The organism is Brevibacillus sp. JB24b (genome assembly GCF_051713385.1).
Lineage (GTDB): Bacteria > Bacillota > Bacilli > Brevibacillales > Brevibacillaceae > Brevibacillus_B > Brevibacillus_B laterosporus.
The window spans coordinates 3,007,152-3,025,166 of sequence record NZ_JBNVQV010000001.1; the positions used below are offsets into that span (position 1 = coordinate 3,007,152).

14 protein-coding genes are annotated in these 18,015 nt (G+C 39.0%); 1 reads left to right on the plus strand and 13 read right to left on the minus strand.

The genetic code is table 11. From position 1 onward, the window contains the following. Positions 1–208 precede the first annotated feature (208 nt). Positions 209–1,021: a MurR/RpiR family transcriptional regulator gene (locus tag ACQV1I_RS14130; RefSeq protein ID WP_018670749.1), complete on the plus strand. Its 813-nt coding sequence runs from the start codon at positions 209–211 to the stop codon at positions 1,019–1,021. A 102-nt stretch (positions 1,022–1,123) separates the two neighbouring features. Here ACQV1I_RS14130 and ACQV1I_RS14135 read toward each other — a convergent pair whose 3' ends face one another. The 13 genes from ACQV1I_RS14135 to ACQV1I_RS14195 all read right to left on the minus strand — a co-directional run bounded on the left by ACQV1I_RS14135 (position 1,124) and on the right by ACQV1I_RS14195 (position 17,989). Next, positions 1,124–1,828, minus strand: a complete 705-nt coding sequence (locus tag ACQV1I_RS14135) for an N-acetylmannosamine-6-phosphate 2-epimerase (protein WP_412679133.1) — start codon at positions 1,826–1,828, stop codon at positions 1,124–1,126. A gap of 14 nt (positions 1,829–1,842) precedes the next feature. Beyond that, entirely contained in the window at positions 1,843–3,384 is a 1,542-nt protein-coding gene (locus ACQV1I_RS14140; protein ID WP_094700000.1) for a PTS transporter subunit EIIC, read from the minus strand. A 228-nt stretch (positions 3,385–3,612) separates the two neighbouring features. Continuing rightward, the gene (locus tag ACQV1I_RS14145; RefSeq protein ID WP_116333967.1) at positions 3,613–4,620 is read right to left on the minus strand and encodes a tagatose 1,6-diphosphate aldolase; all 1,008 of its coding nucleotides are present in this window, start codon (positions 4,618–4,620) and stop codon (positions 3,613–3,615) included. 62 nt (positions 4,621–4,682) lie between these two features. Then, positions 4,683–5,426, minus strand: coding sequence for a 2,3-diphosphoglycerate-dependent phosphoglycerate mutase (gene gpmA, locus ACQV1I_RS14150; protein ID WP_116333968.1), 744 nt, complete (start codon positions 5,424–5,426; stop codon positions 4,683–4,685). Between the two features lie 272 nt (positions 5,427–5,698). After that, complete coding sequence (locus ACQV1I_RS14155) at positions 5,699–6,103, minus strand: nuclear transport factor 2 family protein (RefSeq protein WP_116333969.1); 405 nt, start codon at positions 6,101–6,103, stop codon at positions 5,699–5,701. A gap of 46 nt (positions 6,104–6,149) precedes the next feature. Beyond that, positions 6,150–6,800, minus strand: a complete 651-nt coding sequence (locus tag ACQV1I_RS14160) for a DsbA family oxidoreductase (RefSeq protein WP_094699996.1) — start codon at positions 6,798–6,800, stop codon at positions 6,150–6,152. Between the two features lie 205 nt (positions 6,801–7,005). After that, a complete protein-coding gene (locus ACQV1I_RS14165) occupies positions 7,006–8,589 on the minus strand; it encodes an acyl-CoA synthetase (protein ID WP_116333970.1) in 1,584 nt (527 codons plus the stop codon). Between the two features lie 151 nt (positions 8,590–8,740). Beyond that, positions 8,741–9,256 carry a hemerythrin domain-containing protein gene (locus tag ACQV1I_RS14170; protein ID WP_116333971.1) on the minus strand — a complete coding sequence of 172 codons (516 nt, stop codon included), beginning with the start codon at positions 9,254–9,256 and terminating at the stop codon, positions 8,741–8,743. Positions 9,257–9,396: 140 nt separating this feature from the next. Continuing rightward, entirely contained in the window at positions 9,397–9,993 is a 597-nt protein-coding gene (locus ACQV1I_RS14175; RefSeq protein WP_116333972.1) for a hypothetical protein, read from the minus strand. Positions 9,994–10,074: 81 nt separating this feature from the next. Continuing rightward, entirely contained in the window at positions 10,075–11,196 is a 1,122-nt protein-coding gene (locus tag ACQV1I_RS14180) for a Ger(x)C family spore germination protein (RefSeq protein WP_116333973.1), read from the minus strand. Next, positions 11,193–12,296: a GerAB/ArcD/ProY family transporter gene (locus tag ACQV1I_RS14185; RefSeq protein WP_116333974.1), complete on the minus strand. Its 1,104-nt coding sequence runs from the start codon at positions 12,294–12,296 to the stop codon at positions 11,193–11,195. Before ACQV1I_RS14185 ends, ACQV1I_RS14180 begins: the two co-directional genes overlap by 4 nt. Positions 12,297–12,302: 6 nt before the next feature. Further along, positions 12,303–13,832, minus strand: coding sequence for a spore germination protein (locus tag ACQV1I_RS14190; protein ID WP_116333975.1), 1,530 nt, complete (start codon positions 13,830–13,832; stop codon positions 12,303–12,305). Between the two features lie 182 nt (positions 13,833–14,014). After that, positions 14,015–17,989, minus strand: a complete 3,975-nt coding sequence (locus ACQV1I_RS14195; RefSeq protein WP_438769432.1) for an amino acid adenylation domain-containing protein — start codon at positions 17,987–17,989, stop codon at positions 14,015–14,017. Positions 17,990–18,015 lie beyond the last annotated feature (26 nt).

Genomic DNA, 18,015 nt, shown 5'->3' on the forward strand with positions numbered 1-18,015 from the left:
AAATTTGCTCTATCCGGTATTACTTTCGTACTTATGATAGCAGAATCAGGCCCAAATAAGAAAAGGTTCCTAGCAAATCAGTTTCATCGGTTTTCACAAGGTAAATAAAAAGGGTCATCCACTTCTAGGTTATGAATATGTTTTGTCCAATTTTAAATCAAACAGTATAATAAAAGTATTTCATTCATGAGAGGTAGGTGCCCAACTTTTGTCTACAGCAGGAGTCTTCGAACGCATCCAAATTAATTATCACCTGCTTTCTTCAAAGGAAAAAGAAATCGCAGAGTATATCCGTAAGCATAAAGATCTAATGCTAAATATTAATATTAAAGAATTAGCGCAGAAAGTAGAAACCTCCACTTCGACCATCACCCGCTTCTGTAAGAAGATCGGCTGTAATAATTTTGTCGAGTTTAAAATTATGCTGAGTCGTGAGGTCGCTCCTGTGGAACCGAGTGAAAATACGTTTGCTCAAGTAGGAAATACCTATTTGCAGATCATCCAATCTACTATCGAAATGATTGACCCGGCTATTATCAAACGGATCGTTGAATTGATTATGAACTCGCGTGTCATTCATATTTATGGAATCGGTAGTTCAGGCTTAACCTCCTTGGAGATGAAAAACAGATTGGTTCGGTTTGGCTTACTTGTCGATGCGATTATTGATCCTCATATGATGCTTATGGATGCTTCACTTTTAACTAGCAATGATTTGGTCATTTGTCTATCAAACACGGGGTTGACACGTGAAGTCATTGATGCTGCAAGAGAGGCAAAGTCACATGAAGCGACCGTAATTAGCATCACGAATTATAATCACACGCCCCTCACCGATACATCCGATATAGTCCTGTTCACATCGAATCTACGACGCAGTGATGAATTGCAATTCGTGCAAAGCCAGCTTGCGTTCTATTTCATCATTGATGTCATTTCTATGCTGTTAGCCGAGGATACTCATTTATTGGCTAAAAGACAAGAAACCTTGCGAGTGCTTTATCAGCATAAACAAGGTTAATCTTGGCACAAAAAAGAAGGCTTCCCTATCAATCGGCGAAGCCTTCTTTTTTCATTCACCTCTTTTCTCCCTTACTGCTAGAGAGAATCAATGAGTAAATACCTATTCTTTTGCTTTCAAAATTTGATCAACAAAGCGTTTTGTAATCTGCTGTGGTCGCGTAATCGCTCCTCCTACAACGACAGCATAAACCCCTAATTCCAAACAACGCTTTGCCATATCAGGAGTTAAAATATTTCCTTCCGCAATCATTGGTACAGAAATACACGTGAGCATTTCTTTCAGAAGGGCAAAATCGTTATCGTACAGCCTATGCCCGATACTCTGAGGTGTGTAACCAACAAGCGTAGTAGAAACGAAATCGAAGCCAAGCTCCTCTGCTTTTTTCGCTTCTTGCAAGGTAGCAATGTCCGCCATTAGCAATTGGTGAGGATATTTCTCTTTTACCTCCTGAACAAATTGTTCTAGTGTTTTCCCAAATGGTCGAATTCGATCAGTCGCATCTAACGCAATAATTTCGCAACCTATCTCGATTAGCTCATCTATTTCTTTCATGGTTGGAGTAATATAGATTTCTGAATCGTGGTAATCTCGTTTGACGATTCCCATAATTGGTAGGTTGACCTGCTTTTTAATTTCTGCAATATCTTCCTTCGTATTGGCTCGAATACCAACAGCACCGCCTTCTTCAGCCGCTCGTGCCATTCTCCCCATAATAAACGCACTGTGTAAGGGTTCATCAGGCAAGGCTTGACATGATACTACCAGACCATGTTTCATTTGTGCTTTTATTGCTTCGTTTGTCATCTCATTCACGGTACCTACACTCCCAATGTCTCTTCAATTTCATTTTTGATGATAGTCACGTGTGGTCCATAAATAACCTGAACTCCATTTCCTTTCATAATGACACCTTTTGCCCCCGTCTTCTTCAGTTCTTCTTCAGACACCTTTTCACCGTCAAAAACAGTCATACGTAGGCGAGTCGCGCAGCAATCCACATCTTTAATATTTTCGCTGCCACCTAAGGCTTCAATAATACTGGCTGCGCGATTCGTTTGGGTTACATCCGTTTCAGTCGCGGTTGAAGCCTGATCATTTTCACGTCCCGGAGTTTTAATATTAAATTTCTTAATCGCAAAACGGAAAGTGAAGTAGTATAGGAAGAACCAGAAAACACCAATTACCGGCACATATAACCAGTTGGTTTTCGCAGTTCCTTGTAGAATCCCAAACAGAACAAAATCAATAAATCCACCAGAGAAGGTTTGACCAATCGTAATTTGGAATACATGAGCCATCATAAACGCTAAACCGTCAAAGAATGCATGTACAGCATATAGAACAGGTGCGATGAACAAGAAAGAAAATTCAATCGGCTCCGTAATTCCTGTCAAAAAGCATGTTAGACCTGCCGAAAGCAATAGACCTGCAACTTTTTTGCGATTCTCTGGCTTTACACATTGATACATGGCAAGTACTGCTCCTAATAATCCAAACATCATGGTAATAAAGCGCCCCGACATAAAACGTGCTGTTCCAATATAAAATTGCGTTGTGTTCGGATCAGCCAATTGTGCAAAGAAAATTTTCTGTGTTCCTTCTACTAATGTTCCGTTAACAACTAACGAACCGCCAAGGCCAGTCGTCCAAAATGGCATGTAGAAAATATGATGCAAGCCAAAAGGCCCTAGTAGCCGAAGAATAAATCCGTAGAAGAATGTACCAATATACCCTGTTGATTCAACTAAGCCACCTAGCTTAAAAATCCCTGCCTGAATGGGTGGCCATACAAGAAACATAGCTACTCCCAGCAAAATAGAGGCAAATGAAGTGATGATGGGAATAAAACGTGAACCACCAAAGAATCCTAAAAATTGGGGTAGCTCAATCTTGTTGTAACGGTTATGCAGGAGAGCTGTTAGAACACCCACAACAGCACCACCGAAAACCCCTGTTTCTAATGTTTGAATACCAAGCGTCATTCCTTGACCAACGGCTGCTAAATTCTCAGCTGCCAGTTTGCTCGTAATAATAAGCATCGCGTTGATTGTAGCGTTCATAACCAAATAACCCAATACAGCCGCAAGTCCAGCAGTTCCTTTATCAGAACGTGCCAAACCTACTGCAATCCCAACCGCGAAGATGATAGCTAGGTTAGCAAACACGATGGAACCTGCTGAGCTCATAATGGTGAAAATAGCTTGTAACCAAGGTACATCTAAAAATGGATACGCTACCAAAGTATTGGGATTCGATAACGCTCCCCCGATACCAAGTAATAAACCCGCTGCAGGAAGAACAGCGATAGGTAGCATGAATGATTTCCCAAAGCGCTGTGCTTGTTCAAAGAATACGCTCATTTTCTTCTCCCCAGTTCTATGATGAAAATTATTTTCATATTAATTTTAAATTAAGGTAATAATTTTCGTCAAGCTATTTTTGTAATCGTTCTCATGATCTCCAAATCCTACGCTCTATCTTACATACAATGACAAATAAAACCAGTACACTCCTGTAGTTACAGCAATGCACTGGTTTTACTCTCTTCTTTCTATCCGGTTTACCTTTATTCTACAAAGGGGCTGGGACTAGTCTATAATTTGAATGTCTTCTATATTTCCATAAATGGACCACCATGGAGAGGCTTTATCTAATAATTCATTTAAATGATCGATGTTATACTTCCCTTTGGTTTGTAGCCACTGACGTAGCCCCTCTTCTTCTCCTTCCCCATAAGCAGCAACACCGTCAAACCATGTAGCTCGTCCACAAAGTACACCGCAAAATGCAGACTCAGCTTCAATGGCGAACTCAATTGTTTTACGGAATAATTCCGATGTAACACCTGCACTTAAATAGATAAATGGTAAAGTAGCTAGATCTGAAGCTTCTTTAAAATGTCTGGCAGCTTCCTCTCTTGTATATGCATACTCCCCATCTCCAAATCCCTCCACATAGTTGAAGTTAACAGGAACCTCTATCTTTAATACATCAATTCCATAACGTGGATTTGAGAATTCTCGAATGGATGCTTTTACTTTAGCAGGTTTTATTTTTGCGAACTCGACGCTTTTTGTGTCTTCCACAAATTGATCATAAACAATGGGTTCGACAAAAAGCGGTATATCTACCGCTCTGCATTCGGCACCTACTCTTTCTAAGAATGCATACTTCTTTTCATTAATTTCAATGGGTTCGTCTGGATCATAGTAGACTAAAATCTTGACGGCATCTCCTCCCTGTTCTTTAATTCGAAGAGCAGACAGATCTTCTATGACATCTGGTAAGCGCCCTGGCTCGGTAGCATCATATCCTGTTTTTTCATAGGAAAGTAACAATCCTGCTCGATCATTTTTGGCTTTAATACCGTATTTTCCTGTTTCAAGGTCTAATAAAATCGCACTAACATAAGGAGTTAATTCACGAGAAACAGCCTCTTTAAAAACCTTGACCTGTTCAATATGATAGGAGTCTCCTTTGACTTTTTGAATCATTTTCTTCATAGAGCCCCTCTGGTCAATGGCTAAGGCAGCGATTACTCCTTTATCATTCGATAACCTTTGTAATCCCTCAAATTTTCCGCGTTGCATCTTCATCTTACTTTTCACTCCCTACAATTCATTATTGAAACGTAAGCATTACAAGCCAAACAAGACTTTTATTTATTCATATCAATATGCTTAGGGATTTCGCCTTCAGGAACCTTGCCGTCCATACATAAATAGTAATGACGAATTGGTTTTAATTGATCATCCAATTCATATACAAGCGGAATACCAGTTGGAATGTTTAAGCTTACAATACCGTCTGCTGAAATTTGATCTAGATATTTGATTAGCGCCCGTAAGGTATTACCATGAGCAGAGATAATAACCTTTTGTCCTTTTTTCAACGTGGGAACAATTTCAGTATTCCAATACGCTAACACTCGTTTTTCGGTATCCTCTAGATTTTCGGTAAGAGGAAATTCCCCTTCCTTTAACCCTTTATATTTTGGATGAGAGGCTTCAAAGCGTTTATCATCTTTTGTTAGGGCAGGTGGTCGTACATCGGTTGATCTTCTCCATATCTGAACCTGCTCTGCTCCATATTTTTCACTCGTTTCCGCCTTATTTAAACCTTGAAGGGCTCCGTAGTGACGTTCGTTTAATTGCCATGTTTTATAAACAGGTATCCACATGAGGTCCATTTCATGTAAAGCAATCCATAAGGTACGAATTGCTCTTTTTAAAACAGAGGTATATCCTACATCAAACACATACCCATTTTTCTTCAGAATCATTCCTGCTTCTCTTGCTTCTTGAAGTCCATTCGTTGACAAATCCACATCTGTCCACCCTGTAAACCTATTTTCAAGATTCCATAGGCTTTGTCCATGCCGAATAAGTACTAGTTTAATCATAACGGATTCCCCTTCCTTCGAAAAAAGGTCCTTTATCAATTGATCAGCCTGTCGTGTCTACATGAACGATTTTTTGCTTACCTTCAAGTCATGTTATTTAGTATGTAGTATAGCATTAATTTGGTATTTTATTTCCGATAAGAAAGGTACGAAAACGATATAAAAAGAATAGAAAAAGGCAACTAGAACGTGGTAATCTTTCGTTCCTAGTTGCCCCAAATATTCTGCCTATTACTAGCGGCTATCTTTTATTCATTTTAACCGATTTTTAATTAAAATATCATAGCCTGTTGAACCACATGACTATCAACGTATTGTTTGAATTTAACAATTTTCCCAGAACAAAGGTGATAAATGTGTACAAAATCGGCTTGAAATGCTTTCCCTGTTTTTTTATAGGTTCCGGAATAAACCCCTTCAACGATAATGATATCTTTCTCGTTCACTTCATGATAAGAATGCACACTTGCTTTATAATCTTCCCATTCAGTTGCCAAACGGCTAAATACATTCTGCATGACAGCTTCTACACCAATGTATGTTCCGCCATATGGAAAACCTGCAGCTTCAGTCCATTCTACGAAATCCGAGAGTGCTGCAAGTAAATGCTGAGCATTTGAAGAAGATGGACCTTCGTATGTGCTGCGAATTATTTCTAAATTGGTTGGTTGCCCCATTATTTGTATCCTCCAGATTTAGATAAGGAAGTCCGATGTCTTTCTATTAGCATTCTCCATCCAAAGAGCATTGCAATCCATCAAATTCGGTTGTCTTATTTTTACCTAGTTCCTTATCAATAATTTTTGCTAAGGTTTCTTTGCTAGCTAACCCCTGAACCACTTCGTCGCCAATCACTAACGTTGGGACAGCCATAATTTGCGCCTCTTCATAGGCATGCTTCAGTAGCTCTTGATGCACTTCTTTATATTTTCGTGTTACCAAGGCTTCCTTACATTCATCCATATCAAGTCCAACTTCACCCGCTAGTTTTGTCAGCACCTCGATATCTTCAATGTTTTGTTCCTCTTGAAAAAATGCAGTAAACACTCGATGGTGAAACTCATTACCTTTTCCATGTTCCTTCGCGTACTGATAGCCTTCAAACGCCAGGTGTGTATATGGATGCGGAGAAACACGTGGTAAACGCATGTCAACCCCTAGCTTTTTAGCAGTGGGGAGAATAAATGAATCCCAAGAGCTAAGCTTATCAGGTTCCTTCCATGGATCAATTTTTGAATAAGGACTTGGACGTAATTCAAATGGCATCCATTCTACTTCTACATCTTTTTCCTTAACGATCTCATCTAAAGGACCTTTTCCTAAAAAACAAAATGGACATATAAAATCAGAGTAAGCTTTAATTTTTATCGTCATAGATCATTACCTCAGCTTTCCAATTGTCGTAACCACCGTAGTTACAATAAAAAATCCAAGAATATGCATGTTCATCTACTATGAATTTGCACAGAATTCTTAAACAGTACGATTATTATTAATGAACATGTAACAATTATAGTTACAACTAAAATGTAAGTCAACCATTTTATAATAACTATTTTAGAATACCCCTAATCAATGTTTACCTATGTAGCTTATCAGTTTCACCTAACGTCTGATAGCTTATGCGTAGCTCTCTCTTTACAATTTTCCCACTAGGATTACGTGGTAGCTGCTCCGCTAAAACAACGAACTTAGGTACTTTAAAGGAGGAAAGTCCCTTTTTGCAAAATTCCAATAATTCATCCACCACTATTTCTTCCCCTGCTTTGGGTACCACAATAGCCGTAACTGCTTCCATCCAATATGGATGCGGAACACCGATCACTGCCACTTCCGAAACCTTGGGATGCTGGTAAATCCATTCTTCTATTTCCCGACTTGCTACATTTTCTCCTCCTGTTTTAATCATATCCTTTTTACGGTCTACCACTGTTATATAGCCCTCTTCATCCATGAAACCGAGGTCACCACTATGAAACCAGCCCCCTTGAAAAGCACTTCTCGTTTTCTCCTCATCCTTATAATAACCAAGCATGGCGTGGCTACTCCGATGCACAATCTCACCGATGTTGCCAATAGGTACTTCATTACCCAGCTCATCAAAAATTTTCGTTTCTACATGTAACGCAGGTCTTCCAGCCGAGCCTGTTTTACGCAGTTGATCCTGTGGTTTTAAGACGGTTGCTAGTGGAGCTACTTCTGTTTGTCCATAAAAATTATACAACCGACTTTGAGGTAAGCGCAGGCTAAGCTCTTTGATAATTTCTACAGGCATAATGGCAGCTCCGTAATAGCATTTTTGTAAGGTAGATACATCACGTGTACCAAAATCCTCAGAACGCAATAAAGCTATCCAAACAGTAGGCGGACAAAAAAGCTGGGTTGTCCCAAATTGTTCTATTGTCTTGAGCATCAGTGAAGGCGTAGCTTGTTCCAAAATAATTCCACTACCACCCACATATAAATAGGGACCTAAAAAACAATGGAGTTGAGCGCAGTGGAACAACGGCAAAGCATGAAGTGCAATATCCTGCTCCGTCAGATCACCATCTAAGATTGTACTCACGTATTCGGCTAACAAATTTTTATGAGTTAGCATAACACCTTTTGGCTTGGACTCTGTACCACTCGTATACATAATATGAGCGATGTCATCATCTTCCAAGTCCACATCTGGCTCCTCTGTTGACAGGTGAGCAATTATGCTACGTAGCGGCATCCATTCCTTAATGGGATCGGCAGGGTGTGAAATAATTGCGCGTAGTCGTAGTTTACAGCCAACGATCTCATACGCTTTATCCGCTACAGCTAGGAATTCCGGCGAGACGAAACAAGCCTGAATCTCTGCATGTTCCATAATATATGCAATGTCTTCTACATTCAGCATATAGTTAATCGGAACCATAATAACCCCCGCTTTTGCTAGAGCGAACGTAACGATTACAAAATCAAGTGAGTTTCGAGATAACACAGCAGCCCGTTCACCTTTTTGCAAACCCTGAGAGCAAATGTATTGAGCTGTTTGGTTTATTAAAGAATCCAGTTGTTGAAAGGTAACTTCTTCGTTTTCAAAGCGAAGAGCCATTTTATTCGGAAAACGACGACTACTTCTTCTGACAATATCCCCTAATGTGTTGCGGCGAGTTCGTTGAATTTCTCTCATTTCCATACCTCCCCACTATTTCTCTTTATTATATATGGGTTTGATTTGTTTTCAGAATGTTTTGTCACAAAGAAGCCTATTGTTTTTCACAAGACATTGACTGTCGCAGAGACTGCCCAGACATTGAACAGTCTCCTTTATCTGATCCATCCTATTTTTTTCTGTCTGCTTCTGTTAACCGTCTTTCTAGCTCGTCCTTCTGTTCTTCTAAAAGCAGCTGATTTGCCATTGGAAAAAGAACCATCTCTTCTTTCATAAAGTGATCGGATAAAACTACATAGGCTTTTGCTACTGGATCGGCAGTAATTATAGCTGTGTTCTTATCAATACTCAAACCTACTGTGCTCATTTTTTCTTTGAAACGTGCTAAGTGCTGTTTCGCTTCCCTGTGTTCCTCCTCCATGACAGCAATAGGTCCGTTCTCTCCACCCGTTAATGTATACATCATAGGGAAAAATAAGGCCTCTTCACGATTGGCGTGTTTTTCTAGCATAAGCAAAAAGCTATCTACTTTCTCTTCTAATGAACGCAGAGTTTGAACATAGCTTCTCTCATCTCCTGTTTTCCCCATTGTAACGGCCTGTTCATATAACTCTTCCATTAATTGACGGAGCGGACCATGCTCGTTCTTTAATTGTACAAAAGCAGGTGATAACTCTTTATGCACGGCACTTTCCCTCCTTGTTTTATCTGTTTCTAGTATACTTGTTTTTGCTAGAAATAGTGAGAACGTTGTAACCTTTTTACCAAAATAAAATAGGCACCTCCCTTTAGCCTTTCAAGAGATGCCTAAATTCTTTTGGGTCATTACCCCTTACTCTCTTCTGCCTGATGGATGAATTGCTGTTCGACTAATTCCTGATGAAAACGTAAAAAGTGTAAGTAGACACGAACAGCCTCATCAATCCGCTCCATACGACCTTGCAATTGTTGCTGATCACTAAGACCGTAAAAGCGACATTCGTGAACATGCATCACCCATCGGTCAAAATCTCCATTTCCAAACCAAATACGCTGGTGAAAAAATTTTCTCATCATGTATAAAAACGATTCTTGGGAATAGTGATCTTTAAATTTTACTACTTGGTTCTCCCAGTCTTGTCGAACTTCCTCATGAAAAACGCTAAGAAACCATTTCATCGTGCCTTCAACTAAAAGTCCAATATTTGTCCAAGCAAGCAATAAATCCCCAGACTCTGTGCTCTGCCTAATTACCCAACGATGGAGGCTTTTCGATAGACTAATCTGGCACAATAAGGTATCCGGCGTGACTAAATGAGCAACTGATAGCTTTTTTGATCGAGGAGGAATGCTCCAACTTGCATGAATGCTAGTGTGTCGTTCAATCACTTCATCTACGACTTGTTTTAATGGCATATGCTCAACTTGTTCCCATGACACCATAACACGTTCTCCCCCTCATCTGTTATAATACAGTTATTCTACTCGCTTTTCTCTGTTTTGTATAGCGTAACTATTGCCTTGTTATTCTTGAACTAAACCGTTGAAGATTACCCTAATTTCAGGTTCAATATTAATATTTATAGTTGCAAGTGCACTTCCCCAGTCCATCTCCAGCTTTTTCCAATCAGGATAATAGTACGCTCGCATATAATCGCCTAAGCCCATAGGATCTACTTTGTGCTGCTGTATTTTTTTTATTACTTTATCCGCTTCTTTTTTTACTGCTTTTTCCAGAAACTTTTCAATTGATTTCATCGTGTTCTGTTTAGAAAGTAGGTTTATGCTTTCATTTAGATTCGCATCCATTTTAAGATGAATCGTGTAGTAGAATTGATCATCCTTTTTTACTAGCTGAACCTTGCGTGTCACACGCTCAAAGGTAGCGCTAATGATTTTACTGTCAGCTTTATTTTTGGTTTCTTTAAGCGATAGTGACAAGGAAAACAACCCTCTATGAAAGCGTTGAAGCATATGCATAATTGTAGTCTCCTGTAGTGAAAGAGTGGTCACAACTTTTCCTTGCTGATTCAATAAAGCTGTCCCTTTTATATTCAATTGATTTTTTTCTTTACTGACAATTCCGATATAAGGTGTAATCGTCTTCTCCATAACCGTCCATTGAAAATCGAGTAACGTCGAACGTGAAATCAGGTTACGCACTGCTGTCGAATCAATCAACTGACCAAGGTATATGGGCAGACGTGGCTTGTCTTTTGCTCCAAACATGATAACATCCTTCACTGGCCCATCCACCATTAAAACATTCGCATTGCTAGCACTAGTCACGTCCCGATACAGAACATCTAATAACGGGAATACATCATGTGATTCCAATAATTCTTTTCCAATCAAAACCTGCTGTAATTTAGCAGTTGTTAAAAGTCCAATAGAGCTAGCATCAAAGAAATTACGTGCATTGCGAATGCTGGATGCTCTGACCTCATGAGCTTCTACTTTTTTAGAAGCATCCTTATTAAATACGGGACTGACGGAATAGTAATACAGATCATTTCCTTTTTTGTCCAACCCAAGTGTTAAATTAAACGTCGCATTCTCAATATTGATCCGTTGCGAACACCCACTCATTAACAACGAGAACAGACTGATCCACATGAAAATTTGAATGTGATATTTTTTAGTCATCTCTCACGCCTCCTCTGTATGACCTTTTGAAACATGACAAGATACAGTAAGAAGATGAGAGGAAACAAATAGCTTACGAAATAGCTGAGTGGCTGTGCCAGCTCTAAAAAATTACGGACCTCAGAAAAACTAGGTGAATAGAAAATAGAAATGGCTACAAGACATCCTAAAAAAATCAGAAAGTGCTTCGATTTCATCTTAGCGTTGCATAGACTCTCTAGGGTGTAGACAGAAAAGTAGCTAAGGGTAATCCAAGAAATCGATTGCATAAACAAATAAAACGACAGAAAAATGACTTCGAAACGCTCTAAAAATGGAAACTCCACCAATTTTAATAATGTAAGAGTAGGCCACATATAATTAGCCACTTGTTCCTGTGAAAAAAAGAGAAAGCAGATGATGGTGACAAACAACAAAACCAGCATAGAAATGGTATTGGCAATGAGGGCAGCTGCTGTTGCTTTTGATTTATCCTTTAAAAAAGGATAGAAAAACATGATCATTTCAAAGCCCCAAAAAAATGTGATAGCAGGCATGACACCTTTTATAACAGGGTCGAGCCCTTCACGCATGATAGGGAGCAGATAAAACGGATTTGCATATTGTAAGGGGAACAACAACAGCAGAGGCATCCACACACTAATCAGAATAGCAAATTGAGCATATCGAGCAATGTTTTTAAAACCATGAGAACACAACATATAAATAGGGATAACAAATAAGCTCATCAGCCAGAAGCTCGACATTCTCTGTAGAACCCATATCTGTGTTAAAAAAATAGATCCTGCTATTATCGCATAAGTAAAAACGATAAGATGAACCGCTATCAAAAAATACACAATCCATCCGATAATTGGACCACAATATAAGCGTAAAGACTGGCGTAGCGTAAGTTCTGGATTTCTGGCCATCATTTTTGTGATAATAATGCTAGCAATACAAACAATGATCCAACTCAACACAATGGATATCCAACCATCTATTCCTACTTCACGTGCTAAATCTCGCGGGATATACAAAATCCCCAATCCTACCTGATTGCCCACAATTAAAAAAATATATTGATACAGCGTTATTTGATTGTGCTTTACATAATCCATCTACCATCACCTATCTGTTGGATCAGTAGCCTTTTTCTTCTTTTCCTGTATTGGTCTTGCACTATGAGGCCTGGTTGTCAAATATTTTGGGGCTGCAAGTACAATAGCATCTTTCCATTCTTTCATTCGAACCGGCGAAAGTGGCGAACCATACGGCATCCCAATCGAAGTAAGTGTAATGAGGTGGATAAACATGATCATTAAACCCATAATAATCCCTACATAACCAAAGAAGTAAGCAAGCATCATCATGGGGAAACGAAGTAGACGAATGGTAGACGACATATCGTAGTAAGGGATGATAAAGGAAGCGATTGCTGTGATGGATACCACAATCACCATAATATTACTCACGATACCAGCCTGTACCGCAGCCTGCCCGATTACAATACCACCCACAATACTTACCGTTTGGCCAATCGGACCTGGTAAACGAAGGCCTGCTTCCCGAAGCATTTCCAATGACAACTCCATTACTAAAGCCTCTAATACTGGCGGAAATGGCACTTTTTCTCTGGATTCCCCAATGGATAACAGCAGCTTTAACGGAATCACTTCAAAGTGAAATGAAATTGTCGCTACATAAAATGCTGGAAGCACAAGAGAGATCATAAAAGCAATATAACGGAGCACTCGCACAAATGAGGCTAGTAGCCAATTGACATTATAATCATCCTTCGTTTGCAAAAAACCAATCAGGTTCATCGGTGCAATAAGTACACCTGGAGAACGATCCATAATGATTGCTATCCGCCCTTGTAAAATTTGCATCGCAGTTGTGTCAGGCCGTTCTGTAACTAAAAACTGCGGAAATACTGTGAATGTATTCTTCGAGATTAATTGCTGTAATTCCCCGATATTAATAATGACATCTTGACTCAGTGCTTGAATGCGTCGTTCTAATTCCTCGATGACCTCTGGGTTAGCTACATCCCCCAAATAAGCCATAGTAATATTGACTTTTCCCCGCTCTCCAATCTTCATCTGCCGAAGCTTTAATTCGGGGCTAGGTATGTATCTACGTAACAAACCAAGGTTTTTCGAGGCATTCTCAACAAAGCCATCATGCGCGCCTTTAATCGTTGGCTCAAGGTATGGCTCTTCAATAGACCGATCTGGATATGAAATTGTACTGACCTGATATGCTGTGACATGGTTATTAAACAACAAGATGCTTTTACCTATGAGCAGGTTATGTTCAATCATCTCAAATGAGTGTGTTGGCTTCATTTCACAGCTTACTAACGAAGAATCCTCAATCTGTGTAAGTGAGGTCATGTCCTTTAATATAGGAGAAAGTACATCTTCATAGATCAGCTTTTTATTAGATAGTCCCTCCATATATAAAATGGCGGCTTCTTCCCCTTGATTCCACGAAAAGCGCTGTACTGTAAGATCTGGCATCTGATCAAGCTTGGACAGTATTTGATTTATATTGTCTTCAAGTGATGTCGTAACTCGGTCATTTTGGATTTTGGAATCAGTGTACGTGAGACCTTTTCTCATACTTCGTTCAAAAAAAGGATGTTTGGGCATGCAATCACCTCTACATGTCCTTAGACTGTATGTTAAGTATGCACCACTAGTGGGATATTATGCACATGGCAGAAAATCTTGGATATTATTCTTTCATAAATTGTAGAAAAATGTTCCTACAAACTCGATCTACCTCGAAGAAGACAAAAAAAGTGCAGGAGCAGGAGATGATTACCTTGCTACTACACTTTTTTTGACGTTTCATTAAAAATCGAATTCCTCATCCTCAAAAGCATCTGTTTGAGCTGACGAATTGCGTTCACCTGAGTTAAATTCAAGCTCAAAGCTATCGTCTTGTCAAAGCGAGATGGGATTTGCTTCATAATCTGTAAATACGCTTGCCCTAAGATTTCAGCCGTTTCTCGTTTGAACAAGTTACTTGAATAGTACAGATCAAATAATAAGCCATCAGGAGTCTCAACGGCAATAATTGATAAATCCATTTTGGAGGTATTATCCGAAAAGTCATACGGTGTATAAGTTAATTCTTCCGATTCTATCTTTGCTTGGTTCATATTTTGTAGAGTAAACATGGTTTGAAATAGTGGAGTCCGACTCGAATCTCTTGGTATTTTGAGTTTTTCTACTAAAGCATCAAAAGGATAATCCTGGTGATCAAACGCTTGAAGGGTTCGTATCTTTATTTCTGTAAAGAATTCTGCAAATGTTTTCGAATCTTGAGGATAGTTACGCATTGGTAAGGTGTTAATAAACATCCCTACTACTCTTTCCAGATCAGCATGCTGTCTCCCTGCTACAGGAGTACCAACAACGATATCCTCCTGTCCTGTACACTTGAACAGCAATATATTATATGCCGCTAACAGAATCATATATAAGGTAGATCCACTATCTTGGACGATTCGATTAAGTTCATCACTCTCAGCCTTAGAAAGCATAAAGGAAATTCTGTCCCCTACGTTTGTACGTATTCGAGGACGTGGATAATCCGTCAACAAGCGAAGAGTTGGAAGTTCACCAGCGAACGTATCCAACCAATACAATTCTTGTTTTTTTACTTGCTCAGAAGCAAACCATTGATTCTGCCAGTGTGTAAAATCTTTATATTGTATCGGTAGTGGCGAAAGTTCCTGTCCTTTATATAAGTCAATAACATCTTCGACCAAGATTCCCATAGATATGCCATCAGAAATGATATGGTGCATGTCCATGATCAAAAAATAACGATCTGGACCTAGCTCATACAAGCCGACGCGAAACAAAGGGGCCTGTGATAAATGGAATGGTTTTACGAATTCTCTAATTAAATCAATAACCTCTTCCTCTTGTAATTTGCGTTTACTCATTTGAAATTTTACCTGTTTATGTACTCGTTGAACCTGCTCTTCCCCTTGCCACTCAAAAGAGGTACGGAGTGCTTCATGACGCTCGATGAGTCGAATAAGAGCTGTCTCAAAACGTTCTGGATTGACTGGTCCTTCAATAATTACACAGGAAGGAATGTTATAGCTTGTATCCCCTTGATTTAGTTCGTCAACAATCAACATTCGCTTTTGGGCAGCAGAGATTGGGTAATACGGCCTCTCTTCCACTGGTTCCAATGGAATTTGGATAAAGGCAGAGTCACCAGATACTTCAATCAACTGCGCCAATAACTCAATGGTGGGATTATCAAAGATTTGTTTGATTGAAAGACTCACATTGAATTCTTTGTACAGGATAGTTACTAGCATCATTGCCTTAAGGGAATGACCTCCTATCCGAAAAAAATTATCATGTATCCCGATTTTTTCGAGTTTCAAAATATTTTTCCAAATTCTTAGCAATTCTTCTTCCAGAGGAGTCTTTGCAACCTCATATGAAGTAAATGAAGTAAGGTAATCTTGTAATTGAGTCAGTGCCAACCGATTGATTTTCCCATTTGGAGTAAGCGGAAATTCAGGCAACTGCATAAATTGAGAAGGAATCATATATTCTGGTAAATGACTTTGAGCAAAATTAGAAATTAGATCAAGAGTCACTTCATTCTCTGACACGAAATAAGCAGCCAAATATTTCATCCCGTGTTCGTCTGTTTTATCAAGAACAATAACTTCTCTCATGCCAGGGTATTGTAAAAGCCTTGATTCTATTTCCCCCAGCTCGACACGAAAACCTCGAATCTTTACTTGATGATCAATCCTCCCAATAAATTCAAGATCACCATTTTTTAGCCAACGCATCAGATCACCAGTTCTATAGACACGTGGTACGCTTAAATGAGGTGTATCGATAAAACGCTCATTTGTTAGCTCTAGAGCGTTAAAATAACCATTTCCCACTCCTTCTCCACCAATACATAATTCACCTGGAATCCCCGGTGGAAGCAATTGCAAATATTTATCTAAAATATAAAACTTGGCGTTGTGAATTGGTTTGCCCACAGGAACCATAGTAATTTGATGTAATTCTTCCTTATTCAAAACATGGTATCCAGAAATATCTGTACACTCTGTTGGGCCATATGTGTTTGAGAGCTCCGCTTTGAAATGGGGCGATTTGATCCAAGGCTGTAGATTACCCATGTTGATCGGTTCACCACCAAGACTAATGTGGCGAATACTACTTAGCTTAACAAAATCATCGTCGATATTTCCATGAACCAAGGGGTAAAAGGCACTAGGAGCGCAGTTGATCATTGTTATCCGCTCTTTATCGATCACAGTAGACATATGGCGATAATCATATGGACCTGGAGAATAGATTATCAATCTCCCTCCAACTAGTAACACACTAAACAAATTTTTTTGTGCCAAATCAAAACTGCTAGGTGCAATTAACAGCGCCCGTTCATTCTCTGAAAACGACAATTTGTTGATATGCCAGTATAATAGATTGACAAACGAATGGTGTTTGATCATGGCTCCTTTTGGATTGCCTGTAGAACCTGATGTATAGAGAACATACAGAAGATTTTCAGGTTGATAAAGTAGATTCAAATTTTCAGTACGAACATTTGATTGCGTCAAAATATCTTCGATGATAAAAGTGCGAGCCTGTTTTAGATTGCCGTTGTCTTTATGTTTTTGCTGGGTTAGTATCACAGAAGTTTGAGAATGGGTAAGCAAATAGTTAATTCGTTCTTTTGGATAATCCGGGTCCACTTGTAGGTATGTAGCACCTGATTTGATAATACCAAGGATGCCAATTAATAATTCAAGAGAACGTTCCACCATAAAACAGACAATTGTACCTTCATTAACTCCTTGTTCATGTAAGAACCAAGCTACTTGATTCGCCCGATGGTTTAATTCACGATAGGTTAATTGTTTCCCTTCGAATACAACAGCAATCCTATCAGGCGTACGTTCTACCTGGTCTTCGAAAAGCTGAGATACCGACTTATGGCGTGGATAGTCAAAACTACTCGAGTTAAAATCATAAAGTAATTGATGACGTTCAGCTTCACTTAAAAATGAAATTTCCATTAGGCTTTTATCAGGTTCTCTCATCACTTCAGAGAGATAATTGTCTACATGATGAACGATCATTTGCATGCGATCATAACTATACAAACTAGCATTATATTCAAGAGTGAGTTGTAGATTACCCTTATTCTGAGAAAAGATAAATAGCGAATCAGCTTTTATTTGGCTTACGCTAATTTTCTCGTGGATGTCTTCTAACATAATGCAAGTATTGCACAATGGAAATATACCATCTTCAACCTGCAATCCAGATTTTTTTATTATCTGATGAAATGGATAGTTTGAATTTTGACTCGCTTCATTGATTTTTTTACTCATTTGCATCAGTAAATGTTTAAAAGTCATCTCATTACGTTGTACCTGAATACGCAGCGGTAGTAATTTGTTTACGGTCTTCAATTCTTTCTTTTGTTTAAAAACAGGCATACTAAAAACAATATCCTCTGCTTCGGTATAACGTGAAAGAATATCTGCAAGGACAGTTGCAAGAATAGTCAATATCGCGTATGGAGATTGATTTGCAATCATCCGAATTTTTTCTGTTATCACTTCCGAAAACGAATAAGTGATAACCCCCTTTTGGAATTCATCCAACGATGTACGCAAAAATTCGATAGGAAACGTAGAAAGCACACTAATCCCGTTCATCTGATCTAGCCAGTATACTTCTTCTTTTTCTAATTTTTCATTGGAGAGTATGAGATTTTCTGTAATTTTGCTAGTCGTCATGAATGAAAGCCTCCTAGAGGTGCAAG